Annotated in this window: 15 protein-coding genes; 12 read left to right on the top strand and 3 right to left on the bottom strand. The window is 47.7% G+C overall.

Annotated features, from left to right (window positions below; all coding sequences use genetic code 11):
- Nucleotides 1-271: 271 nt before the first annotated feature.
- On the bottom strand, nucleotides 272-790 hold the full coding sequence (locus ACDE64_RS14205; RefSeq protein ID WP_411347256.1) for an HPP family protein: 519 nt from the start codon (nucleotides 788-790) through the stop codon (nucleotides 272-274).
- Between the two features lie 119 nt (nucleotides 791-909).
- Here ACDE64_RS14205 and ACDE64_RS14200 point away from each other — a divergent pair, with 119 nt between their 5' ends.
- The 7 genes from ACDE64_RS14200 (at nucleotide 910) to ACDE64_RS14170 (ending at nucleotide 17,902) form a co-directional block, all read left to right on the top strand.
- The gene (locus ACDE64_RS14200; protein ID WP_411347255.1) at nucleotides 910-1,779 is read left to right on the top strand and encodes a LysR family transcriptional regulator; all 870 of its coding nucleotides are present in this window, start codon (nucleotides 910-912) and stop codon (nucleotides 1,777-1,779) included.
- Nucleotides 1,780-2,149: 370 nt separating this feature from the next.
- Nucleotides 2,150-5,551: a chitobiase/beta-hexosaminidase C-terminal domain-containing protein gene (locus tag ACDE64_RS14195; protein ID WP_411347254.1), complete on the top strand. Its 3,402-nt coding sequence runs from the start codon at nucleotides 2,150-2,152 to the stop codon at nucleotides 5,549-5,551.
- Nucleotides 5,552-5,842: 291 nt separating this feature from the next.
- The gene (locus ACDE64_RS14190; RefSeq protein ID WP_411347253.1) at nucleotides 5,843-8,680 is read left to right on the top strand and encodes a glycoside hydrolase family 2 protein; all 2,838 of its coding nucleotides are present in this window, start codon (nucleotides 5,843-5,845) and stop codon (nucleotides 8,678-8,680) included.
- Between the two features lie 83 nt (nucleotides 8,681-8,763).
- Entirely contained in the window at nucleotides 8,764-12,423 is a 3,660-nt protein-coding gene (locus ACDE64_RS14185) for a hypothetical protein (RefSeq protein WP_411347252.1), read from the top strand.
- Nucleotides 12,424-12,786: 363 nt separating this feature from the next.
- The gene (locus ACDE64_RS14180) at nucleotides 12,787-14,214 is read left to right on the top strand and encodes a DUF4038 domain-containing protein (RefSeq protein ID WP_411347251.1); all 1,428 of its coding nucleotides are present in this window, start codon (nucleotides 12,787-12,789) and stop codon (nucleotides 14,212-14,214) included.
- 32 nt (nucleotides 14,215-14,246) lie between these two features.
- Nucleotides 14,247-15,896 (top strand): response regulator, encoded by a 1,650-nt coding sequence (locus tag ACDE64_RS14175; RefSeq protein WP_411347250.1) that lies wholly within the window; start codon nucleotides 14,247-14,249, stop codon nucleotides 15,894-15,896.
- Nucleotides 15,896-17,902, top strand: coding sequence for a sensor histidine kinase (locus ACDE64_RS14170; RefSeq protein ID WP_411347249.1), 2,007 nt, complete (start codon nucleotides 15,896-15,898; stop codon nucleotides 17,900-17,902). The genes ACDE64_RS14175 and ACDE64_RS14170 overlap by 1 nt, the downstream gene beginning before the upstream one ends.
- Here the strand turns inward: ACDE64_RS14170 and ACDE64_RS14165 are convergent.
- On the bottom strand, nucleotides 17,799-18,452 hold the full coding sequence (locus ACDE64_RS14165) for a TetR/AcrR family transcriptional regulator (RefSeq protein WP_411342792.1): 654 nt from the start codon (nucleotides 18,450-18,452) through the stop codon (nucleotides 17,799-17,801). The genes ACDE64_RS14170 and ACDE64_RS14165 overlap by 104 nt on opposite strands.
- Nucleotides 18,453-18,670: 218 nt before the next feature.
- Between ACDE64_RS14165 and ACDE64_RS14160 the strand changes: the two genes are divergently transcribed.
- Together ACDE64_RS14160 and dat are read left to right on the top strand one after the other, a co-directional pair.
- Nucleotides 18,671-19,429 carry an SDR family oxidoreductase gene (locus ACDE64_RS14160; protein ID WP_411342791.1) on the top strand — a complete coding sequence of 253 codons (759 nt, stop codon included), beginning with the start codon at nucleotides 18,671-18,673 and terminating at the stop codon, nucleotides 19,427-19,429.
- Between the two features lie 98 nt (nucleotides 19,430-19,527).
- Nucleotides 19,528-20,397 carry a D-amino-acid transaminase gene (gene dat / locus ACDE64_RS14155; protein WP_411347248.1) on the top strand — a complete coding sequence of 290 codons (870 nt, stop codon included), beginning with the start codon at nucleotides 19,528-19,530 and terminating at the stop codon, nucleotides 20,395-20,397.
- 179 nt (nucleotides 20,398-20,576) lie between these two features.
- Here the strand turns inward: dat and ACDE64_RS14150 are convergent, their stop codons facing one another.
- A complete protein-coding gene (locus ACDE64_RS14150; protein ID WP_411342789.1) occupies nucleotides 20,577-20,732 on the bottom strand; it encodes a hypothetical protein in 156 nt (51 codons plus the stop codon).
- A 361-nt stretch (nucleotides 20,733-21,093) separates the two neighbouring features.
- Between ACDE64_RS14150 and ACDE64_RS14145 the strand changes: the two genes are divergently transcribed.
- From ACDE64_RS14145 to ACDE64_RS14135, 3 genes are all read left to right on the top strand, one after another.
- Complete coding sequence (locus ACDE64_RS14145; protein WP_411347247.1) at nucleotides 21,094-22,035, top strand: ABC transporter permease; 942 nt, start codon at nucleotides 21,094-21,096, stop codon at nucleotides 22,033-22,035.
- A gap of 42 nt (nucleotides 22,036-22,077) precedes the next feature.
- Nucleotides 22,078-22,998 carry a carbohydrate ABC transporter permease gene (locus ACDE64_RS14140; RefSeq protein ID WP_411342787.1) on the top strand — a complete coding sequence of 307 codons (921 nt, stop codon included), beginning with the start codon at nucleotides 22,078-22,080 and terminating at the stop codon, nucleotides 22,996-22,998.
- A gap of 89 nt (nucleotides 22,999-23,087) precedes the next feature.
- On the top strand, nucleotides 23,088-24,830 hold the full coding sequence (locus ACDE64_RS14135) for a hypothetical protein (protein WP_411347246.1): 1,743 nt from the start codon (nucleotides 23,088-23,090) through the stop codon (nucleotides 24,828-24,830).
- Nucleotides 24,831-25,250: the final 420 nt, after the last annotated feature.

Here is a 25,250-nt window from a genome sequence, read left to right as displayed (position 1 = left end):
ACGTAAAGGATGATTGAATCATCGAGATGCGTGCAAGTTCCATTGTTGCTATCATCACGATTCATCCGACCGGTCAAAATCGTAGGCTCATTGTAATACAGGAATTTTACGATTGCAAGAGGAGTTTTGAAAAAAAGGTTTTCAGATTCTGTTAGCCGCTACATGTTGAATTACGCATAAAAGTTATTATTTTACTCCCATTATTTCTCATAGCAGGAGCGACTGGAAGTCAATGAATATGCCTTCAATAGATGCACAGTAGACTCATCCATTACAGCCAAAATGAAGGGTACTTTTTGTTTTTGAACAGATTGTTGTATAGCAAGGCGATACAGACAATAACGATAGAACCTATCAACACCGGTTGAAATAGGAACGACCACGAGCTTGCAGAAGTGATAACGATAATAGGGTTAGCGCCAGCAGGTGGATGCGTAGTTTTGGTCAATAGCATGGCAGCGATGCCCAGACCGACGCCAAGTGCCAATGCCCACATTCCGTGACCGAATAGATGAGCGATAATCAGCCCGCATAATGTCGTAATAAAGTGTCCGCCGATAATATTTCTCGGTTGTGATAATGGTGCTTCTGGCAGCGCAAATGCCAGCACACAGCTGGCTCCAAATGGTGCGATTAGCAACGTAATATCCATACTGCGAGACAAACTTTCTAATACCAAAACGGCAATCGTACCACCGACAAAAGCCCACCATGCTTGCTCAAGATGGATCGGCAATGGAGAGCGTGTAGTAGTGTAGAATTTGCGGAGATACTGTTTAAGAATAGTCATATTGTGTGCACCGTCTTTCAAAAATGAGATTGTATGGATCATTGTACACGCTACAACGCTATCTGTATAATTGATAATACTGATACCAATATCGAATATACAGATGGATGGTGCATATCGTGCTTCATCAGCTGGAAGGAAAATATATCCATACATTTCTAAAAGTATATGAGTACCGAAATATTAGCAAAGCGTCATCCGTACTTGGTTTTTCCCAATCATCGATTACGAATCATATTCAGATTCTTGAGCATATGATCGGTGCGAAGCTGTTTGATCGTAAAACTCACGGAGTTACGCCGACCGATAAAGGGGAGATTTTCGCCAAATACGCACATCAGTTCAGCAAGCTGGCGCAGGAGATGAACGACGAGGTTCACAATGTGCGGAATACGATTAAAGTCAAGGCACTGGAATCGTTTTGTGTGACCCAGTTGTATAGTCCACTTGTTCAGTTCCTTGCTCTGCATCCCAATCTGGACATCGAGCTGACGACTGGATTTCAGCAACAGATCGTAGATGATGTGATCAATCTGAAGGTAGAGTACGGCATCGTTCCATTTGATCCGCAAATGGCGCAATTGGAATACACGCCTATATTGCAGGAGGAATTTATGTTTGTATGTGCTGCAAATATGGACCCTGAACATATCATGCAGCAAGAGCTGCGTGTCATTGGTTTTGGCAATAACTGCATGTATCAGAGTCTCACAGATCAAATATTAAAAGATTGCGGCAAGCGAGATTATCGGAATATCACCTATGCCAGTCTGGAAATGATCAAGCAAACAGTCATGGGCGGGGCAGGCATTGCGTTGATGCCGAAGCGTTCAGTGGAAAGTGAATTGCAGTCAGCACAATTGCAGAGACTTGATTTGGGCGAGCCGGTGTGGATTCAGCATGGCATGGTGGAGCATCGCTCGGCGCGACGCAATACCCATGCAGCGGTGTTCAAGCAGTTTATGATGCAATTCTTTGTGGATTCGTAATACACAATGTGATTGGTGATACACAGCATGACCGCAATGACATGAAATAACCGCGATGACATGAAACATATGTAGTGAGCGGCAATGCTTGAAAGGATGCAAATGAGGGGTACAGCGAGGGAATAACACGATCGCTGTGCTCCTTTTTGCGTGGAGCAGATTGTTCAAGCGAATCGTAATTTTGTTCAACGTGAGTGCCTGTACCGACTGAGTTATCACAAATAACATCTGTATATAATTCAATTTATTCTGTGTATTTTTCAATTTGTAAGCGCTATCTTTGACCTATGATGAAGAAGCAATGGAAGATAGCCAATGGTTCGCGTAATACGCATACTTCATATTTTGCATACGAAAAGGAGAGGAACGAATGAACAACAAATCCAGATCAGCATTCAGCGTGTTTGGGGTTACGGTGCTGCTACTGTCTCTACTATTGCCAGTGTTGGAAGTGATTGCGCCGGGAGCAACGGTGAAGACGGCGGAAGCGGCTGCGGTAACACGCACGATTACGGTGGATAGCAGCAATGTCGTGCAATCCGATTTTCTCGGTGTCGGTGTGAATATCATTCCAACGAATCTGATGCCGCTTGGCACCAAATATGGCTACAACGATGCGTACTGGGCAATGGATGTGAATCGAATCGAGAAGATCCAGCCGAAGGTGGCGCGTGTCTGGTTCCAGATCGACTGGATGGAGCCAGCCAAAGGTACATATACCTTTGATAGCGACAAGATGAAGGCTTTCTACAAATACATGGATGCACTAAAAAGTGCAGGTACTGAAGTAGAGCTGAATTTTGGCTGGAAGGTGGGTAGCACCGTTCAGGACTGGTTTAATATTCCCGGTCTGAAAGATCCTTATGTCAGCGCACCGAAGGATCTGGATGCGTATGCAGTGTCCGCTTCCAGAGCGCTGAATGAGCTGCTGAACAATCGTGGCTACAACAACATCAAATACTTAACCTTTTACAATGAACCGAATGGCAGCTGGGACTTTGAAGGACCTGCCGACCAGAAAGCCTACTACGCTCAGATGGTGCAAAAGGTCAGCGACAAACTAACTGCTGACGGTCTGCGCGACGATGTGGAAATCTGGGGACCGGAAGAAACAGGTGCGCTGGACTGGATGCAATACATTAAGAATAACGCAGACAGTGCATTTGACGTATACACATTCCACGTCTATGGCACGAGCTATGACGGCTTGAGCAAAGTGATCTCTGACCGCAAAACGGCTGCTGGTTCCAAACCTGTGGTGATGACCGAATTTGGCTGGGCAGATGACGATGCCAGCAATTGGGATGCAGGCTTTGCCAACTCTGTCATCCGAGCCGCTAATGACGGTTTGCACGGCGCGGTCATGTGGCAAATGAATGGCGCATGGAGCTCCGATCCAGATGGGGATACGAACGGTACGTACACAATGTGGCATTCACTGCCGCTGGATCGTACACCGCGCAAAACGTACTATTCGGCAGGCTTCTTGAACCGCTATATCCCTGAACATAGCGATGTGTTGAAGGTGAGCACTGGCGGAGCAGATGACGTACGGGCAGCTGCTTTTAAAGGGCAGGATGGCAATTATACGCTACTCGTTGAATCGAAAGCAGGCACCGCCAAAAACCTGACCGTTAACTTCGGCAATACCAACGTCAACAAAACCTTTTACAAGTTGACGTATCGCGACAATGTGACGCGCAATACGAATGCGATCTTACCGCCAGTAGAAGGCGCATTCGCAGCGACCAATTCCTTTACAGACAATAGCACGGATACGGGATATCAGGTATCTATTTATACGACAGCCAAACCGCAAACTCAGGTGGAAGTGACACCTGTGGAGAAGACAGTGACTGGTGGACAAACACTGCAACTGAGTGCCAACGTGATCGATTCTACCTATGCGAATACAACGGCTGTAGCGGAGGATGTGTACGGGGAAGCCGCTTCAGATTCGGAAGATACCATTTCCACACCAGCGAACGATGAGCAAGCAACATCGGAAACCAACCAAGAATCTGACCATCCAGTGGATTCATCATCTGTAGCAGACCGTACGACAACTGCATCTGACTTAAATACTTCTGCACAAACAGCGACTACGACATCGGCAGAGGAGGCGACTGCAACGGATGATACGTATACGCTGGCTGCCGGTAATGTGACATGGACGGTACTTGGTAGCAATAACGGCTCTATTACCGCGAACGGTCTATACACCGCGCCGGATGTAGCAACCGAGAAGCTGGTTGCGATCAAGGCAGCTAGTGGTAGTGATACTGGCGCATACGGCATTGCATTGATCAAAGTTACGCCGCGTTCCATCAGTACGCGTGTGGATGCACCGACCTTCAGTCTAGAACCGGGCATTTACAATTCGGCGGAAGCTGTCTTTATTGAGAGTGGCACCGCAGGTGCACAGATTCGCTATACGACAGATGGCAGCACACCAACCGCTTCATCCACGTTATATAGCAATGCAGTCATTTTGCCAAACGGTGGGACAACGATGTTGAAGGCGATTGCGATCAAGTCGGGGCTAGACAATTCTGGCGTTACTTCGGCATTGTACAAAACGCTGGATCAATCGGCTGGACCGGACGGTTACCAGTTCTGTATGTATGAAGGCAAGACGTGCTCCTTTACCGGTCAGGCGATGGTAGCATACGGAGCGGATGGCATTTTCAAATACAAAACGTTTACCGATGGAGCGCTCTGTACAGATGACGCCTTTGGCGGCGATCCTGCACCAGGCTTCGACAAACGTTGTTTCTATACGAAAACCATTCCGAGTGAAGTGCCCGTTGTTACTATTTTCAACACTGATTTTGAAAAGCCAGCGATCACCTCGACCAAGGTTGGTCCATTTACAAACGGCTGGACATTCGACTCACGCGCTGGTATTCAGCATAACGGCAGCGTATTCGGCGCTCCCAATGCACCATCCGGCGAACAAACCGCTTATCTGAAAACAGACGGCGGGGTAAACGGTACAATCAGCCAGCAATTGAACTTCCCAGCAGGCACATACAAGCTCAGCTTCCAAGCGGCAACGCGCAGCGGCTATGGCGTGCAGACTTTTGATGTGTATGTAGATAGCCAGAAAGTTGGCAGCTTCGCACCGTCGTCCAGTTCGTTTACAACATTGACGACAAATGCCTTTACCGTCACGGGAGGTAAGCATACGTTGAAGTTTGCCGCGACATCGACGACTGGCGATCATACTGCATTCCTTGACAATATGATTATCCGTACTGATTCGGGAGCGACTGAGCCAGAGCCGCCAGTAACTACAGGTCTGCAAAATACGGGATTTGAAGCTCCGGCAATTGCATCCACCAGCAGTACCAAAACAAAGGTCGGTCCATTTACAAGCGACTGGGTATTCGATTCCCGTGCTGGTTTGCAAGGCAATGGCAGTGTGTTCGCACCTGCTGCCAATGCACCGGAAGGGACGCAAACGGCTTATTTGAAAACAGATGGCGGTGTCAACGGCAGTATTCAGCAGCAGGCAAATCTGGCTGCCGGTACGTATACACTCAGCTTTAAGGGAGCCAAACGCACCAATCTGGGCGGTACGCAAAGCTTCGATGTGTACGTCGATAGCAACAAAGTCGGCAGCTTCGCACCGAATACTGGAACGTATACCACTTATACGACTAACGCATTTACAGTAACGGCAGGCAATCATACGATTCGCTTTGCTGCGACATCGACAACGGGTGATAATACCGCATTCCTTGACGATGTGAAGCTGAATGCACAGTAATCTCAGCAAGTTGATCATATCGTGCTCCATCCGATGGTATAGAACGATGTTCTTGTAAACATGACGTGATTCATCATGTATCAGATAAACGCTAACCCTTGATCATGTGCCGCGTGTTACGGAGCTGCCCTTGCTTGCAACGGTGCAAACTTCATAACTCGCTGCCGGGTGAAGGGTTACGTTTCTATGTAGTGTTGGCTGCTTGCGGTCAAGCGATTGTTGCAACATTCTCATGTAAAGCTTGGCTTCGATACACATGCACGTAAACGAATGCAAAGGAAGGTGAACAGATTGAATACACGACATGCGCTCAGCAAAGATCAGATCGATCGCCAGAGCTTCAACGCCCAACATACGCCGTGGGATCAGCCTATTAGTGATATTCACATAGAGCAGCTGACGCGGCAACAGGCGCAGACACATTGGCAACAGCAGACGGGAACGATCAATTCCGCCCCGCATGTACTGTTGAATGGACAATGGCAAATGGCAGAGGAAGGCGAGCAGCAGCAGCGTTTGCAGCAACCGTGGGACGATGCGTATGTAGTGAATATACCGGGCAGTATTCATCAGGCGTTGGTGGACAATGGTGTACTGAACGATCCGAGCTTTGGCGAACATGCCGATGCTGCCAAGGTGTACAGTCATCGCACATGGTGGCATAAAGTGGAGTTTGAACTGGAACATATGGAGCAGTGGCGGCAGGCACGGTTGATCTTTGAAGGTGTATCGCCTGCCTGCGATGTATGGCTGAATGGTCAGGCGCTGGGATATCATAATGGCGCATTTGGCGGACCGGAGCACGAAGTGGGACGACTGTTGGAAGAAAACAATACGCTGATCGTGCGTGTGCATCCGGCACCGCTTGGCAATGAGTGGAACATCTGGCATTCGACCGTGGTATTCAATTGCAACTATGGCTGGCACTATGTCAATCTGCCTGCGGTAGGGATCTGGCAATCGGTCACACTGGAAGCGACGAATAGAGTAGAAATTCGCCATCCGTTTGTCGCGGCGCTCAGTTTGGAGCAGGCATTGTCAGGGCAGGTGGATGTGTCGTTTACCTTATCAGGGCAGGTGCAGGCTGGGGATGTGGTGCATGGTGTGATTGAACCGGAACAGGGCGACGGGCAGGCGGTATCTTTTGCATGGGAGCCGCAGGCAGGGCAGTGGTCGTCTGGTGATGAGTCTGTGCATATTCAGCTGAATGTACCGGAACCGCAGCTGTGGTGGGTGCTGGATATGGGAGAACAACCTCTGTATCGCTTGCGGCTTGCTTATGTATATGGCGAGAGCGAGAGACTTCATCATAACGGGCATGTGGTGGAAACGACATTCGGTATCCGGCATATCGGCATGCTGCCTTCGCCGCAAGGAACGCATGAGGAGCTGTATGACTGGACATTTGCGGTGAATGGCGTACCGGTATTCGCCAAAGGAACTGGATGGTGCACGCTGGATGCGTTAATGAATTTCCAACGGGAGCAGTATGAACATTTCCTTCAACTGGCGGCGGATCAGCATGTGAATATGATGAGAGCATGGGGCGGCGGTATGCCGGAAACGGATGATTTCTACGATCTGTGTGATCGACTTGGCATTATGATTCTTCAGGAGTGGCCGACGTGCTGGGGAAGTCATGCCAATCAGCCTTATGATGCGTTGGAAGAAACGGTGCGGCGCAATACGCTACGACTGCGCAATCATCCATCGCTGGTCATGTGGGGCGGTGGCAATGAAACGAGTAGCGAACTGGAGCATGAATCGATGAATATGATGGGGCGTTATAGTATTGAGCTGGATGATACGCGTCCATTTCATCGTACTGATCCGCTAGGTGGAAGTACACATGATCATATCGTCTGGAATGGTTGGACACCGGCGTATAGCTTTGACTATTATGCTGGATTGGACGATATGTTGCTGAGTGAATTTGGACTGGCATCTGCTCCCGTGCTGGAATCGGTGCAGCGCTATATGCCGGAAACAGAACAAGATCAATGGCCGCCAGAGCCGGGGCGGAGCTTTTATCATCATTTGCCAGCATTTAATACGCGTGATGAGATGCGCATTCTATCTGAATTTGCCGGTTCGTTTGTACCGTGTGAATCGCTGGCACAGTTTGTTGTCGGTACCCAGCTGGCGCAGGTCGTCTCACTCCGTCACAAAATGGAGCGCGCTCGCTGTCACTGGCCGCAGCAGACCGGAGTCGTTACGTACAAGCTGAATGATGTATATCCGGGGGTATCATGGGCGACGGTAGACTGGTATGGTGTACCGAAGATGTCGCACTATTTTACAGCCGATTCGTATGCACCGTTAGCTGTAGTCGTTCTGTTTGAGAAGCTGAATAGCCCGGATGTTCATCAGACGCTACCTGTATACCTGCTGGACGAGCGCCAACAGCTAGATTGGCAAAATGGCAACTGGACGGCAGGTGTCCGTGTCTACGACGCCCAATTGCAATTGCTGCAATCCGAAGCGTGGCAAGCCGGGGAAGATCATTCGGAAACGACACATCAGCCATTGCAGCATGATGAGGATTCGCTATCTCCATCTCATGATCAACCAGCGCTTCTTGCCGCGCAGCAGGTGCACAAGCTGGGTGAGATTCAGCTAGACGCTGCACCGCTGGACGACGCGCCGCTGCTAGTCGTATCGGAGCTTGTACAGGCAGAGCAGGTACTGTATCGAACGTTTTACTGGCTGAATTTTGATGCACGACCGGGTGTGCTAATGAATCTGCCAACGACGACATTGAAGTTGGATGAGCATGTATTACCCGCTTCCGCTTCGAATTTGGCGAAAGAGTCTTCAGGTACAGATGTGAGTAAACATACAGCAGATGACGTGGTATCGCCTTCACGGTATACACGTCAGGTGAAAATAACGAATACCGGTTCATTTCCGGCTGTTGCTGTTGAACTGTACAGCCTTACTAGTAGTTCTTTACAGAACTACGAAAATTCAAATTTGAATGTCAGCGAAAACACACGCTCTATGAACGGAAAGATACACTCTATTTTGGTAGCGGAAGATCATTTTTTCTGGTTGGACAGTGGTGAGAGTCGGATCATTGGTGTAGATTCACAGGAATCGTTGTCTGTGCGAGCGTGGAATGTGAAATGATTGCAACGCTAATAAACAGAATCGTATTCATGTGCATGTAAATGGAGTCTTAGCCCAATCATACGCAATCTGGGGGGAACGCTATGAAGTCAGATCATGTATCCACTGAAGTGCAGACACAGCATACAATACAGCAGGATACTGAACATACGCAACATCACGATCGTTTGTCTGCTAGCGAGTTGTATGAACATTTGCTTGATCCGCCTGCGATCTACCGTGCTATTCCATTCTGGTCATGGAATGATCGCATGGACCCGCAGGAGATTCGGCGGCAGGTGCGCGAGATGAAGCAAGCAGGCCTAGGCGGCTATATTATGCACGCGCGTGCTGGCTTGGAAACGCCATATATGGGCGATGAGTGGATGGAGTGCATTGCTGCCGGAATCGACGAAGGAGAACGTCTCGGCATGCAAGTATGGTGTTATGACGAAAATGGCTGGCCCAGCGGATTTGCCGACGGCGTTGTACCGCAGCTTGGGCTGGACTATCAGCAGAAACTGTTACGTATGGAGTGGCTTGATCAGGACAAGATGAGTGCCGATGCTGAAGACTCGTATCAACATAATCAACACAGTGATACCACGATGAAGGATTCAGATCAACGGTATGATGAGCGTACGATTGCGCTGTATTACCGGGAACAGGATCGTTATGTACGGATACAGCCGGGTGAGGAGCAACGCGCCGAACTACGCATATATTACGAGGTCAATCCGTATTACATCGATACGCTGGATGCACAGGTAGTGCGTGCATTTATCGAATCTACGTATGAACAATATGCCGATCGGTTTGCTGAGCATTTTGGTCAGGCAGTCGCAGGGCTTTTTACAGATGAACCGCAATATGGGCGCAATCAGATTCCGTGGTCGTTCACGTTGGAGCAGCAGTATGTAGATGCGTACAGACAGCACAGTGAGCAGTCTTACACAGAACTTCATAAGCGTTCTGGCACAGAGAGTGACGGCAATGTAGCGAATGATGTACCTCATTTGCTGGATGAGCTGCCATCGATCTTTTTGGAGCTAGAAGGGCATGAGGAAGTGCGGTATCGATTCTGGCAGCTGGCGACGAGATTGTTTGCAGAGTCGTTTATGAAGCAGATTGGCGATTGGTGTGGGGAACACCAGATTCGGCTGACCGGGCATGTGGTATGCGAAGATCATTTGACAGCTCAGACGAGTTCGGTTGGCGATGCGATGGCGTCATATGCGTATATGCAGACGCCGGGGATCGATTGGTTAGGACGCTTCATCGACAATCCGCTTACCCCAAAGCAAGCCAGCTCGGTAGCGCACCAGCTTGGACAGAAATTCGTATTATCCGAGACATTTGGATGTAGTGGCTGGAATGTATCATTTGCCGATCTAAAATGGATTGCTGAATGGCAATATGTGCATGGCGTCAATCTCATGTGTCAGCATCTGGAAGGGTACAGTATGCGCGGGATTCGTAAACGGGATTATCCGCCATCTTTGTATTACCAACAGCCATGGTGGAGCGATTATAGTCGGTTTAATGATTATTTTGGTCGATTATCGTTGTTGTTGTCCGAAAGTACACCGCAGCATGATATTTTGCTACTGCATCCGATTCGGTCGGCATGGCTGGTGTATAACAATCGCACGTATGAAGAAGGCGAGCGGTTGAATCGTGACTTTGTAGCGGTGAGCGAATGGTTATGTGGACTGCATTACGGTCACGATTACGGATCGGAAAGTATTATTGATGGTCATGGACATGTACAAGCAGGGCAATTTGTCATCGGACAGAGCAGTTATCACACTGTAATTATGCCACCGATGTTGACGATTGCTTCGCATACGCTGGATTTGCTGCTGCAAGTATTGGAGCAGGGAGGGCAGGTGCTGGCGCTCGGCACACTGCCCTCATCAGTGGGAGGAAAACGTGATGATCATCGTCTGGCAGTATTGGAAAGCCGTATCCCTTGTCTGCCGCTAGAACGCTCAGCATTGGCAAGCTATCTGGAAGCGCATGTACCGGCACGACTGGAATTGATACAGCTAATCCAGCACCCTGCCGCCGCAGGCGAGGAACATGCAAGCTATACGACTGCCGCCATCGGCGCAGACGGCGGACATTCCGCCGAGCTATCCAGCCAACCGGATAACATCCAGCAACAGGAATGGTTTGATAACGAAGTCACTGAGACACCTGCTCAAACGGGGCAAGCGGTATTGCTCAGCCGCATCAGTACGCTAGATGAGGAAACGCTAATCTATCTCGTCAATACGGATCGGGTGCATGGATACAGTGCCGAATTTGTTATTCCGCATGCATCGCTATCAGCAGCAACGGCATACCATGCTGCGTATGTGTCGGATATTGAAGATGACGCATCGCTTGCGCTTCATATTCAGCGAATCGATCTGCAAACTGGCAAGTGTGTGGAGCTAACAGCGATGTCCCCAAATAGTATGATCCATCAGCATGACCAGACGACGATCAAGCTTACATTTGCCCCAGCGGAGTCCTATATGCTGCGCGTAATCGTGGAAGCGCCACATCCACAAGGAGAGGTAGATGGGAGCATCTCCAATATCAATCATTCGCTTACTGCTCAACAAGAAGCGTTGGATACATCATCAATTCCTGCGTTGAATACCAATGCATTAACGAACGCAAGCATGGACACCAATACAACCGCGAATACAAATGTAAATACGAGGTTGGAGATGAATCCGGCGCACACTGTTACGATTCCACTTCAGGAGCAATGGCAACTTCAGCAAACCGATCTTAACAGCTTGACGCTGGATATGTGTCGTTTGCGTGTAGACGGTGGACAATGGCAGGAGCGTAAACCGGTTATTTTTATACAGGATGAATTGGTGCAGCTAGGCAGACCGGTTAAGATAGAGCTGGAATTTATATTTGAGGCGGAAGAGGGAGCTTATCTAGATCGTGAATGGTATCTGATTATGGAGCAGCCGCATCGATATGAGATCGTAGTGAACGGACAGATTTTGCCATCACAGGAATTGGGTTGGTGGCGAGATATTGCTTTTCGAAAGTTGGATTTGCGTGGACGTGTACAGCCGGGTAGAAATGAGATTCTGATCAGCGGTACATTCCGCAACTCGGAAGAAACGTATGAAGCCGCTGCTCGTGCGCAGCAGTTTGAATCTGAGGGAAATAAGTTATTTTACGATACCGAACTGGAAAGCATCTATCTACTGGGCGACTTTGATGTACAGGCAAAGGGTGGGTATGAAGAAGGCGAACGTGGAGCGATCTATACCGATGGTGATTTCATTTTGCAAGATCCAGTGCAGTCGGTACAAACGGGTGATCTGACAACACAAGGATTGAACTTCTATGCGGGCAATGTGACGCTGACCCAGCAATTGGAAATGCCACCGCTGGAAAAAGGGCAAACGGCTACCTTTGTCTGGAATCGACCGGATGCGGTGTTGTCGCGATTGTGGTTAAACGGACGTGAGGTGCATACGTGGATGTGGGCGCCGTATGAAGCGGACATTACCGACTGGTTGCAGCCGGGCACCAATGAGGTGTCGTTAGAGTTGATGTCGAGCTGTCGCAATCTGCTCGGTCCTCATCATCATGTGCGCGGCGAATTGACGATGGTCGGTCCAGATAGTTTCCGCGATACACCAAGCTGGACGGATGGTAATTTTGCTGGTCAGCATATTTATACTGATCGATATTGCTTCGTTCGCTTTGGTACCAAAGGCACGCCGGAGATTGTCATTCAGTAAATGAATAAAAGAAGTGAGTAAAAGTCGTGAGTAATGATTCAAAAAGTAAACCATACGGTTCGAACTATACACGAATACACGAATACACGAATATGCGAAATACGGATATGTGAAATATACCAATAAACACGAATCGTAGAATGAGAGGCAAAGCCAGTAAAGTGAAGGCTTTGCCTCTCGTGTCTAAATCGTTCAAATCCATTGTTAATGGAACAGTTAGAATTATTCACATGTGATAATACTTGCAACAAGCAACAAGCAACAAGCAACAAGCAACAAGCAACAAGCAACAAGCAACAAGCAACAAGCAACATTCAGCACCCAATCTATACCTGCATATTCGCTGAAAGGGGAATACACGATATGCCCAAGTTCAATCAACAAACGGATACTATCGCAAATCCTCCCAATCTTCAGCCACTCTGCATTAGCAGTGACGGGCATTTCCTAAATACCGCCGACGGTCATCCCTTTTTCTGGTTGGCAGATACCGCATGGGAATTGCTGCATCGGCTGAATATAGAGGAAACGGAACTATATTTGCGAACCCGTGCAGAGCAGGGATTCAATGTTATTCAAACGGTACTGCTGGCAGAGTGCGATGGATTGCGCACCCCGAACGCGTATGGCAAATTGCCACTGCATATGGATTCAAACGATGAGCATCATCTGTTTCAACCAGATACCGATGGAGATTACAGCTATTGGGATCATGTGGATACCGTATTGGATATGGCTGCCGCTCATGGATTGTATGTCGCCTTACTGCCAACATGGGGAGACAAGTTCCATCTAGCAGGCGGAGCAGGACCAGAGATTTTCACCCCGGAGCTGGCTTACCAATATGGACAATGGCTGCATCAGCGGTATGGTGGGCATGTCCATCTGATCTGGGTTCTGGGCGGCGACCGAGCGCTGCAAACGCGAAAGCATTTTGACAGTATTCATCAGATGGCAGAAGGGCTACGTGGCAGTCAGTATAACGCCGAAGATGATACTACCCCATCAGACAGTGAGCAAAAGGGTACATCCAGCGCACGCCAACTGATTACGTTTCATCCGAAGGGCGGAGTGTCATCTTCGCTGTATGTACAGGACGAACCGTGGCTTGATTTTCATATGATTCAGTCCAGTCATGGCGCAGGTGTGCGAGATAACTATCGTCTTGTACAGCATGATTACCATTTACAGCCGGTGCGCCCAACACTGGATGCCGAGCCGTGTTATGAAGATATACCGATTGATTTTCGAGCGGAGCATGGCTATTTTGACGAGGCGGATGTACGGCAAGCAGCGTATTATGCGGTGTTTAGCGGAGCATGTGGTCATACGTATGGTCATCATTCGGTTTGGTCCATGTACAATGGAGTAGATGATTCCGTATGGAGCGGTGAGCAGGAAGGTTATTTTATCATGCCGTGGCAACAGGCGTTGCAGCGTCCGGGTGCATGGCAGATGCAGCATATGCGCCATCTGTTGGAGCGTGTCGACCTGCACACCGCCAAGCCTGCACAGCATATATTGCATCATCCACCAACCGGCAGTAATTACCCGGTCGCTATACAAGGGAAAAACTACATATTCGTCTATTGTCCGCATGGACTGTATGTTAAAGTTAAAACAAACAGCCTGCCTTCGCACAACTGGCAAGCACACTGGTATTGCCCGCGCACAGGTAGCATTCACGATCTGTCAGAACCAGAACGGCGGAGAGAATTACATGTAGAATGGAAAGCGCCTTCAAGCGGACGTGGTAACGATTGGGTGCTGTGCATTACTTGGACGATCTAATGGGATGATCTGAATACAAGGGAGTGAGCGGAATGTATAAAGTTATGATTGTGGAGGATGAAATGCTGGTACGCATCGGTCTGAAAAATTCAGTCGATTGGAGCAAATTTGGCATGCACGTCATCGCCGATCTGCCGGATGGGCAGAGTGCGCTGGATATGTACCAGCAGGAGAAACCCGATCTGATCATTACCGATATTCGCATGCCGCGTATGGATGGAATGGAGCTTATATCCAGCATCCGTCAGCAGGACAAACAGACGCGTATCGTCGTGCTGTCCTGTCTGGAGGAATTTGAGCTGGCGCGCCGAGCGATGTCGCTTGGTGTATCCGGTTACATTTTAAAATTGACGATGACCGAGCAGGAGATTGAGAGCGTGCTGAGCGGTGTTCGGCATGAGCTGGATGAGCAGCAACGACAAGCTGCGGTCAGCGTATCGCATAACAGTCGCGCCGTGCCGACGGCGAATCTGGAACTGGTCAAAGAGAAGTTTCTCAAAGACTTTCTGTTATATGGCATTTACTCCGCTGAGGAATTCCATCAATTTGTGCAGCAAAGTGAGATGCGTCTAGCACCTGTGCGGTTGATTGCCTGTGTGATCGAGCTGGATCATTACGCTAGACTGACTGATAAGTTCAAGGACGAACACGGGCATCTGATCAAAATGACACTGCTGAATATGCTGGACGAGATCACCTCTTCCTTCCAACGTGGCGAGGGATTTCATCTGGATCATCGGCATTATTTGCTGCTGCTTAGCTTTGAAGATGTGCGATCTGAGCAGCTGATTCGCCAGCAATTGAATCAGATGGTACAGCGGGTACAGGAAGCGATTGGGACGTATTTTGGCAGTTCGGTATCGTTTGGCATTAGCGAGATGGTCAATACGTATTGCCATCTGTCGCGATCTTATCACGAAGCTCGTCAGGCGCTAGGCAATAAGTTTCTAACTGGTAGCGGCAAGGTGCATACACGCGGTGAACCACTGCATCTGACGTCGCTAGAACAGACGTTAGAGCATATCCGCCACTATATGCCGATTCGTGAATTGCTGTCTCCGCTCAAACAGCAGCGGTATGACGATTATATCGATATGTTATGCCGTCAGTTGCGCGACGATCATCGTGCTGTGCAGCATTTGCTATTCCAGTTTATCCAGTGGGTCAGTACCAGTCTGTACGATCATCATCAGAACGAGAAGACGCTACTGTCCGACATTACCGGGCAGCTGGAGCAGTGCGATACGTTGCCAGAGATGCTAGATCAGGTGCTGGATTATCTGTCCGAATTGGTAGAATATTCGCGCAACCTGCTGCATATGAGCAATGAGATCGCTCGTGCACTGCAATACATCAAACAAAACTATGCACAAAATATCAGTCTACAACAAGTCGCCGATCACGTTTCCCTTAGCTTTGGCTATCTGAGCAATCTGTTCAAAAAAGAACTGCAAATTACCTTTGTCGATTACTTGAACCGTTATCGGATCGAACGTGCCAAAGAGCTGTTAATCGGCACCAATCTAAAATCATATGATATCGCCGTGCAGGTCGGATTCTCGCCAGAATACACATATTTCAGCAAAGTATTCAAAAAAGTGACCGGTCTCAATCCGAATGAATATCGGCGTCAATGGTTGAGCGGAGCTGGTACTGCCGATGCCAGTGGAGTTAAGCGCTGATGCGTCTCTGGCGTCGCTCCAGCAGTACCGGTCGTATTCAGCATCTCGGCACGCAGTTGATCGTGTATTTTATGGCAATCAGCGTAATTGTATTCTCGCTCGCCACTTATTTTCTGTATACATTTATGCTCGGACTGATCAAGGAACAGAATGAAAAGCTGCTGTATCAGCAATTTCAACAAACCGATCATAATATTCATAGTCTGTTGAGCGATGTGGATCGGCTGTCCAAGCTGTTTCTACTGGATAACAATGTGCAGAATTATTTGCAAAGCAACGATACCCGCACCCAATTGGAAAATATCGAGCTGAAAAAAGACATCTACGGTCGCATCGCTAACTTTATTAGCAATTATAGCTATATTCACTCGATCTACATCATCACCGACAAAAATGGTGCACTCGGCGGGGATGCTACTCGTACGCTTGTGCATGAAGGACGCGGCTGGACAGATAGCTTTTTCCAATCGGAAGGATATGAGCGTGCCAAGCAGTCGTTTCCGAATCTGACGATTGCCGGGGCGACAACGGAGTCATATTACAATCCGTATATTACGCGTGATAATGAGAGCAAGCTGATTAGCCTGATTCGTGGAGTACGTCCGCTGTACGAGCCAGACACCAATGCGACGGTTATTTTCAATCTGGATGAGCAATATTTGGCATCTACCTATTCTGCCGAACTGAATATGGCGGAAGGCAATATGTACATCGTGAACAGCAGCGGTGTTATCGTGTCTGGTAGCAGTGCAGCGGCGGTCGGTCAGCACAGCCCCTATGTACCGCCAAATGATAACGATGCAACCTTTGGCAGTTATGATGCAGTGAAGAATGGCGATCCGATTCAGATATTGTACTACAAATTGCAGGATTCCGACTGGTACATGATGCGCGAAGTGCCGCTCGGTCTGTTCTCGCAGCAGATTTTCTCGGTACAGCGGATTATGGTGATCGTCTTCTGCTTGAGCATTCTAGTTATTTTCGGTGTCTCGTATTTCTCATTGAACAAGCTGATCCGACCGCTACATCTCTTGGCGCACAAAATGCGCGATGTTAGTCAAGGCGATCTAGGTGTGACATTTACCAATATTCCCAATAACGAGTTCGGCACTGTCATGCGGCGGTTTAATGAAATGTCGCTCAGCATCGTTAACCTGCTGCGCCGTAATAACGAGATGCAGGAGAAGCGGCGTGAGCTAGAGATTGAAGCGCTACAATACCAGATTAACCCACATTTTCTGTACAATACGCTCAATATGATCCGCTGGATGGCAACGATGGTACGCGCGGACAATATCGTGACCAGTGTAGTGGCACTCGGCAATATACTACGTCCGGTGTTTGCCAGCAAAGATAGCATGTGTACGCTGCGTGACGAACTGAACTATTTGGAAAACTATATCAAAATCATCAATTTGCGCTTTAACAGCACGATTGCATTTACATTTGATATTCAGCCAGAGATGCTCAATTACCGGATTCCGCGTTTTATTTTGCAGCCAGTAGTAGAGAATTCGATCAAGTATGTGCGTGACGATCATGAAGGCATTGAGATCAGTATCGAGGCGTACGAGGACGAGCAGGATGTATGGCTCTCGGTTGTCGATTCCGGTACAGGCTTCGATCCAGAGACGCGCGAAGCATTGAATGCGCGTCTCGCAGCAGGAGAAGGGGAAGAAGCGGATGAAGATGGAACCCAAGCACATTCCGCTAGGAATCTGACTACAGAACCGGAAGCAGAATACAAGGGAGCTACGATTCATAGAGAAGTCACTTCTACAACAGCCGAGACCAACGGTCTGAAATCGGGCGCTGAAGAGTCTACTAGCGAACGTGGTAGCGGAGTCGGGTTGTACAATATTAACAAGCGTATTCAGTTGTACTTTGGCAAGCCGTATGGAGTCACGATTCCGAAGGTGCCGCACGGAGCGGAAGTGATGATTCGTTTGCCCAAGTTGACGGATGAGTCACCTGCACATCTGCAAGTGGACGAAAATTCAAAATAAGCAGCAACTGTTCTGCCATCTCATGCGCCGAGTGACGAAAATCCTGCTGCGCCCAGTATACGATCATGCCCCAGATTGCGTGCGCCTGATAACTGGCATAGATGCCAGCTTCCACCTGTTTCTGCTGTCGATGTTGAACATCAGGCAGAGAAGCCTGCATATCGTTCAAACAGAGCGCCTGCAATCGCTCGCAAATACGTAGCTGGAAGTTCAGCAGCGTTTGCGAGCTAAGGATCAGCCGATAAAAGCTATGATGCTGGGCGACATGATCGAAGATTTTTACCGTAGATGCGACCATCGTCCGCACATCCAGCGCAGGTTGCTGACGGTATGGCTCCAGATAAGAGTTGGTCAGATCATGCAAGACCTGTTCAATAATCTCGTTGAGCAGGTCTTCTTTGTATACATAATGTTTGTAAAACGTACTGCGATTCACATCCGCAGCCTTCACAATATCCGTAATCGTTAGATCGCGAAAATCCTGCTGTTCTAGCAATTGCAGCAGTGCTTCATGAAACGCTTGCTTGGTTTTGCGAATCCGGCGATCCATAACGATTCCTCCTGTATCATGATAGCAATAGAAGATAACCAACACTTTATATGTTGATTGTCGTTTATCCAACAAACCAACCCTTTTTTACTGATTGCGACTCCAAATTCCCTCTCTGTATCATAAAAGAAGAGCTATACGTTAATCAACAGAATCGTATATATGCTCTTCATCTTCTACAAGCATTTTAACTTTCATCACTCAAGGAGGAATGATTCATGAAATTACAAAATAAAGTAGCTGTCATTACAGGAGCCGCATCCGGTATGGGCAAAGCGATTGCCGTATTGTTTGCCAGTGAAGGTGCGCGCGTTGTCGTTGCCGATCTGCGATTGGAAGCGGCTCAGCAGACAGTAGACGAGATCCATTCCGCAGGCGGACAGGCAATTGCCGTCGCTGCCAACGTAGCACAGGAACAGGATGTGCAACAGATGATCGATACTGCGGTAAGCACGTATGGTACCGTCGATATTCTGATCAACAATGCGGGGATTATGGACAATTTTACGCCTGCCGAAGAAGTGACAGATGAGCTGTGGGAACGTGTTTTTGCAGTGAATACGACCGGCGTGATGCGTGCCATTCGCAAAGTACTACCTATTTTCAAAGAGCAGGGCAAAGGTGCGATTGTGAATATCGCGTCTGCTGGTGGATTGACCGGTTCTCGTGCCGGAGCAGCGTATACTGCATCCAAGCACGCAGTTGTCGGCTTAACGCGTAATGTGGGCTTCCAGTACGCTCCACTTGGCATTCGCTGTAATGCTATCGCTCCCGGCGGTGTGAAGACTGCCATCAATGCATCGATGAATCAGGTAAGCGAGTTTGGTCAGCAGCGCGTGATGGGTGGTATGCAGCTAATGCCGCGTGTTGGTGAACCGGAAGAGATCGCTGCGGCGGCGCTATTCCTTGCTTCTGACGATGCCAGCTTTATCAATGCTACCGTTCTGACAGCGGACGCAGGCTGGACCGCGTATTAATTCCAAGCGCTGCGTAGAGTACGCTGTTTCTTCCTATGAGCCTGCGTGTTAAAATGCATTACAGATGTATTTAATCGCAATCATACGGAGGTCGGCTTATGTTATTGTGGAACGGCAAGCTGGTACAGGAAGAAGACGTGCGTATCTCGTACAACGATCGCGGATACTATTTTGGCGATGGCATTTATGAAGTATTTCGGTTGTATCAGGGCGTGATCTTTGAAAAAGAAGCGCATCTGGATCGGCTATACCGCAGTCTGGATGAGATCAAAATTCAGCTGCATTGGAGTCGCGAACAATTGTCCAGTCAGATTGACGAGCTAGCGGCGGCATTTGGAGATCAGGATGGGATTTTATATTTGCAATTTACACGCGGTGAAGCGAAGCGGGCGCATGTTTTCCCCGAACATGTTGAAGCTGTAATGCTCGGTTATTGTGAACCGCTCTCTCGCCCGACTGCTACACTGACAAATGGAATTGCCGTGATCACGCTCGAAGATATCCGCTGGCTGCGCTGCAATATCAAATCATTGAACCTGCTGGCGAATACACTGGCGAAGCAGGAAGCGGCGGAAGCGGGTGCTCATGAGGCGATCCTGATTCGTAGGAATGATGTTGTGACCGAGTGTACGTCATCCAATCTGCTGATCGTCAAGGATGGCACGATCTATACGCATCCGAATGGCAATCTGATTCTAGATGGGATTACGAAGCAAGTCGTGCATCGACTGGCAAATCAACTGAACATCTCGTATGTAGAGCAAGCATTTAGCCGTGAGCAGCTGCTGGAGGCTGACGAAGTATTCCTGACTAGCACCACACAGGAAGCGACTGCCATCATTACTATTGACGGCAAGCCAGTCGGAAACGGCACACCGGGACATATTGTGCGCCAGTTGCAGGCGGCATATGTGGAAGCGGTAGAGCAATTGCTGGCGGATGCGGGCAGATCAGTGAGCAGTTTGTAATTGGATAATTGTTCTGGCTTGCACTGTTGAATCGCATATTGGTAGATGGATAAGAAGATGGACGAACGTAGCAAAGGTATAGCATATACAAATCAGTCAATGATCTGTTGTTTGTGGATTGGAATAGAAAACAGCCCTGCATCTCTTAAACAGAGAGCAGGGCTGTTTGTTTTGCATATCTATTGTTTGCTTTCACTAATCCGTTTACTCATCAAGGCACGAATCTGATCCATATTTTCAGGTTTTGCAGGAATAGCAAGAACTCCTGTAGGAGAAAGATGATAAGACTTAGACTTTTGAATGGCTGCGTATTTACTCTGGTCACTCTTTGTCATAGGATCAACTCCTAATAGTATGAATTAAAAGCCAATTATATACCGATTTCCGTTTTAAACATGCTAAAACATATGGATGATTATCACATTATACTTCAGTTAAATAGAGCAGTAAATCCATTGGTGCACCAGTAATGTTTGAAAAATATAACTACCAATTTATATCTATATCCTTCGACCTCTACCAATCTGTTCAACTTTATCTGTATATCCTTCAACTTTCTATCCATCGTCCATCTCCCACTAGCAACATCTGTAGATAATTCAGCTTTTTTTACAGATTGTTCATTCAGCGACTATTCCTAAAAGCATACACTAAATGCAGAACCAAGTTGCAGATATACCAAAGGGAGGTTCCGCTGTGGACATTACGTATAAAAAGGGAGAAGCCGTTCAGACGCGCAAGCGGCGCCGCATTCATGCAGACGGAATCAGGCTGCTGTTGATGACATTACCGTTTCTTGTTTTTGTAATCGCTTTCAGTTATGTGCCACTATTCGGCTGGGTGTATGCGTTCTTCGATTATCATCCGGGGATTCCGCTCAGTCAGACGACATTCGTCGGCATGGAGCATTTTCGCGAAATGATGCACGACCGCGACATGCTACGCGTGCTGATCAATACGCTCGCGCTCAGTCTGCTATCGATCATCGCGGCACCGCTGCCGCTCATTCTGGCGATCATGGTATCGGAAGTACGCAATGGATTTTTTAAACGACTTATTCAGACGACGACAACGCTGCCCAACTATATTAGCTGGATTATCGTATTCTCGCTCGCGTTTAGCATGTTCAGTTCAGAAGGCGCGATCAATACGATCATTGCAAGGCTCGGACTAAGCGATACGCCGCTCAACGTTCTCGGCAATCCAGATCATGTATGGATGGTGCAGACGCTACTCCTGATCTGGAAAACGATTGGCTGGAACGCGATCATCTATCTCGCCGCTATTGTCGGTATCGACGGTGAGCAATATGATGCTGCCAAGATTGACGGAGCCGGACGCTTCCGCAGTATCGTGCATATTACGATTCCGAATATTATGCCTACTTTTATCGTACTGCTGCTGTTGGCGGTGAGCAATCTGCTGTCCGCGGGCTTTGAACAATATCTCGTCTTCAACAATATTATGGTCGCCGACAAAATCGAGGTACTGGATCTGTACGTATACCGTCTCGGTCTTGTGACTAACGATTATCCCTATTCCACCGCGGTTGGTATGTTCAAGTCAGTCATCAGCATCATCTTGCTGTTTATGATCAATAGCTTATCGAAAAAAGTACGCGGGGAAAGTATTATCTAAATGATCGCTATCTAGCAATATCCGCTAAGGAGGAAGATCTCAATGGGCAGAGCAATCAGCGTGCGCGGTGAACGTACACGCAAACCAATTAACATACCGGATTTGCTATTCAGCATCGTCAACTACATCATCCTCAGTCTGCTGCTAATCGTAACCATTTATCCGTTCTATTACATCTTTATCTATTCGATCAGTGATTCTTTTCAAGCACAGAGCGGTGTATTTCTGTTACCTGCTGGATTTTCACTGGATAGCTACAAGGCGACATTGCAGCTAAACGGATTGCAGGAAGCAGCAATCGTCTCGGTGCTGCGGACGATTATCGGTACGATTTTGACCGTGCTATGCTGTTCATTCTTTGCATATCTTATTACCAAAAGGGAAATGCCAATGCGTCGATTGATCTATCGTTTCGTTCTGATTACGATGTATTTTAACGCCGGATTTATCCCGTGGTATCTGACAATGAAAGCCTACGGTCTGCAAAATAATTTCCTGCTGTATGTATTGCCAACCGCTCTGAGCGGCTTTAATATCATCCTGATCAAAACATTTATCGAGCAATTGCCACCAGCACTAGAAGAATCGGCGAAGATTGATGGAGCGGGCTACATTACGACCTTTACCCGTATCATATTCCCGCTATCTACACCGATCATTGCGACCATCGCCGTATTCTCGGCAGTCGGGCAGTGGAACACATGGTTCGATAACTTCTTCTTAGTGGAAAATCCGAATCTGCAAACGCTCCAGCTCGTGCTGTACAATTTCCTTAATCAATCCAATAGCATCTCCAGCATGAGTGCTGCCGAGATGACCAATTCCGCCGAAGTGCGTACCATGACACCACAATCGATCCAGATGACGATTACGATGCTCGTTACTTTGCCGATTGTTATCGTCTATCCAATGCTGCAACGCTTCTTTGTAAAAGGGATCATGATGGGCGCAGTCAAAGGATAAGCAGCAGCCTCTGCTAGTCAAATGGTACAATGAACACCGTCATGATCACCTGTTCATTATCATATATACCCATCAAGGGAGGTCAACCTATGAAAACAGCAATCAAGACTCGTACACTCACCAGTGTTCTACTCACATTTATGATAACGCTTACAGCATGTTCCGGATCAACTTCATCGCAAACAGGAACGGGGAGTCAGGCAGGAACGAAGGATGCCAATGGCATTGTAACGCTGCGTGTACTTGTGAACGAAACGGGCACCAACTGGAACACGTATCCTGATAGCGAAATTGCCAAGGAGCTAGCAGACAAAATTGGTGTCAAAATCGAATACGTGGAAGCAGATGCCAACAAAATGAATGTACTACTCGCAGGCGGTGATCTGCCGGATATTGTGCGTGCTGATCCGAACCAGTACGGCAAACAGCTGATCGACGGCAATCTGATTATCCCGATGGACGACCTAATGGACAAATATGGACAAGACATTGAGCAGACGATCCCAACTGTTGTCGATTACAGCCGTACCAATTGGAGCGAAGGGCAGAACAAGCTTTATTTCCTACCTCCGCAAATTCAAGCCGACCCTAGCCCGGTCTATCCGAACGTAACGATTGGACCAACGATGCGCTGGGATTATTACAAAGAAGTCGGTACGCCCGCTATTAACAGCACGGACGATCTGCTAAATGTACTGCAACAGATTAGCACCAAGCACCCGACCACCGACGAAGGGAAGAAAATATACGGTGTATCCATGTGGCAAGATTGGGGACTATGGCCGTATATCATCCCGTTCACCTGGATTACCCAACAAACAGCAAGCGGTGGTTCTGATCTGATGGCAAAACCACTTGGCGAGAACCGACTGTTGAACGTATTGACCGATGATACCTCGAACTACTGGGTTGCGATGGACTTTTACAACAAAGCGTATCGCATGGGCTTACTTGACCCCGATGCCTTGACGATGAAAAATAACGATTACATGGCAAAAGCGACAGCTGGTCAATTCATCCTCGGTCCAGCAACATGGGCAATGGGTGATTTTAATGCCAAATACGCCAAAGATAATAAAGGCTACATGGTACTGCCGATCGGTAAACAAGCATGGAGCGGTGGCGTTCGTCCCATCGGCTGGTCAGACAAAAGCTATGCCATCTCCAAAAGCAGCAAATATCCAGAAAAAGCAATGGAATTCCTGAACTATATTCATTCGTATGAAGGTGCCAGAACGATGTACAGCGGCATCAAAGGCAAAGATTGGACTGTCGAAAATGGCAAACCACAACTGAACAAAGACACCATTGCAGCCAAAGTGAACGGTGGCGATGCATGGGAACGTACTGGGATCGCGCTGGATCAGAACTTGATCGGACTTGGTGGCAGTGTAATTGATCCGTCGAACGATACACCGGTCAATCTGTTCTCAACCGAAGAAGCGATGGCGCAAAGCTCAACTACACTGGAAAAAGACTTTAGCAAGCATTACGGAGCTACCTATCCCGGCGAAGTATTCTCCAAACTAGTACAAGAGGGCAAGCTGACTGACGAGAATACTCCGCTCAAAAGTCTAACCCAAGACGAAATTGTTAAACAAAATACCGTTGTGCTGCCAGTATTAACCGATGATCTGCTCAAGCTGGAAACGCAACTCAAAGAACTGGCAGCACGGACTGCCGCTACGATGATCTTGTCCAAAACAGATGAAGACTTTGCAGCTAACAAACAAAAAGCGATTGACTCCTTCAAGCAGGCAGGCGCTGACAAATTGACACAATATATCAGCACTGAATATGCCAAAGCATTACAAAATGCAGGTGTAAAATAAAAATTACAACGAACAATCATATCGAACAGAACCAATTCGTTGTAATCATCAACATTAGCATAGATGAAGTGAGCAGCAGTGTCTTCCTGATGAAGGCATTGCTGTTTTTTTGTGCTATATATCAATTGGAAATTATTGTATGATTAATTTTTGCATGTTTGTGTATATAAATGTAGGGTAGATTATTAAAGTATATTTCAATCTCTTTTTCTAATAAAAGGATAATTTCCTTTTTCATACTTTTTTATCTTGAAAATAAAAATAAATGATTTTATTTTGTCGATTATTCGTCTTTTTGTGAGTCTTTTGGCATATTATGTATTGTTTACATAGTCTATTAATAGTATTATTTACCTACAACTAAAGATTTAATTGGAAATCGGGTTAATTCTTTAGGATCACAGTATCGTGATTTTTAGA

The organism is Paenibacillus sp. WLX2291, from assembly GCF_046603665.1.
Lineage (GTDB): Bacteria > Bacillota > Bacilli > Paenibacillales > Paenibacillaceae > Saccharibacillus.
The sequence above is the reverse complement of the archived record's forward strand: the minus strand, read 5'-3'. Positions and strand labels throughout refer to the sequence as shown.

Excerpts from the sequence above, each read along its gene's own strand:
- ACDE64_RS14195 (WP_411347254.1), top strand. The coding sequence starts at position 2,150 with ATGAACAACAAATCCAGATCAGCATTCAGCGTGTTTGGGGTTACGGTG.
- dat (WP_411347248.1), top strand. The coding sequence starts at position 19,528 with ATGTTATTGTGGAACGGCAAGCTGGTACAGGAAGAAGACGTGCGTATC.
- ACDE64_RS14170 (WP_411347249.1), top strand. The coding sequence starts at position 15,896 with ATGCGTCTCTGGCGTCGCTCCAGCAGTACCGGTCGTATTCAGCATCTC.
- ACDE64_RS14140 (WP_411342787.1), top strand. The coding sequence starts at position 22,078 with ATGGGCAGAGCAATCAGCGTGCGCGGTGAACGTACACGCAAACCAATT.
- ACDE64_RS14205 (WP_411347256.1), bottom strand. The coding sequence starts at position 790 with ATGACTATTCTTAAACAGTATCTCCGCAAATTCTACACTACTACACGC.
- ACDE64_RS14175 (WP_411347250.1), top strand. The coding sequence starts at position 14,247 with ATGTATAAAGTTATGATTGTGGAGGATGAAATGCTGGTACGCATCGGT.
- ACDE64_RS14185 (WP_411347252.1), top strand. The coding sequence starts at position 8,764 with ATGAAGTCAGATCATGTATCCACTGAAGTGCAGACACAGCATACAATA.
- ACDE64_RS14180 (WP_411347251.1), top strand. The coding sequence starts at position 12,787 with ATGCCCAAGTTCAATCAACAAACGGATACTATCGCAAATCCTCCCAAT.
- ACDE64_RS14160 (WP_411342791.1), top strand. The coding sequence starts at position 18,671 with ATGAAATTACAAAATAAAGTAGCTGTCATTACAGGAGCCGCATCCGGT.
- ACDE64_RS14150 (WP_411342789.1), bottom strand. The coding sequence starts at position 20,732 with ATGACAAAGAGTGACCAGAGTAAATACGCAGCCATTCAAAAGTCTAAG.
- ACDE64_RS14165 (WP_411342792.1), bottom strand. The coding sequence starts at position 18,452 with ATGGATCGCCGGATTCGCAAAACCAAGCAAGCGTTTCATGAAGCACTG.
- ACDE64_RS14135 (WP_411347246.1), top strand. The coding sequence starts at position 23,088 with ATGAAAACAGCAATCAAGACTCGTACACTCACCAGTGTTCTACTCACA.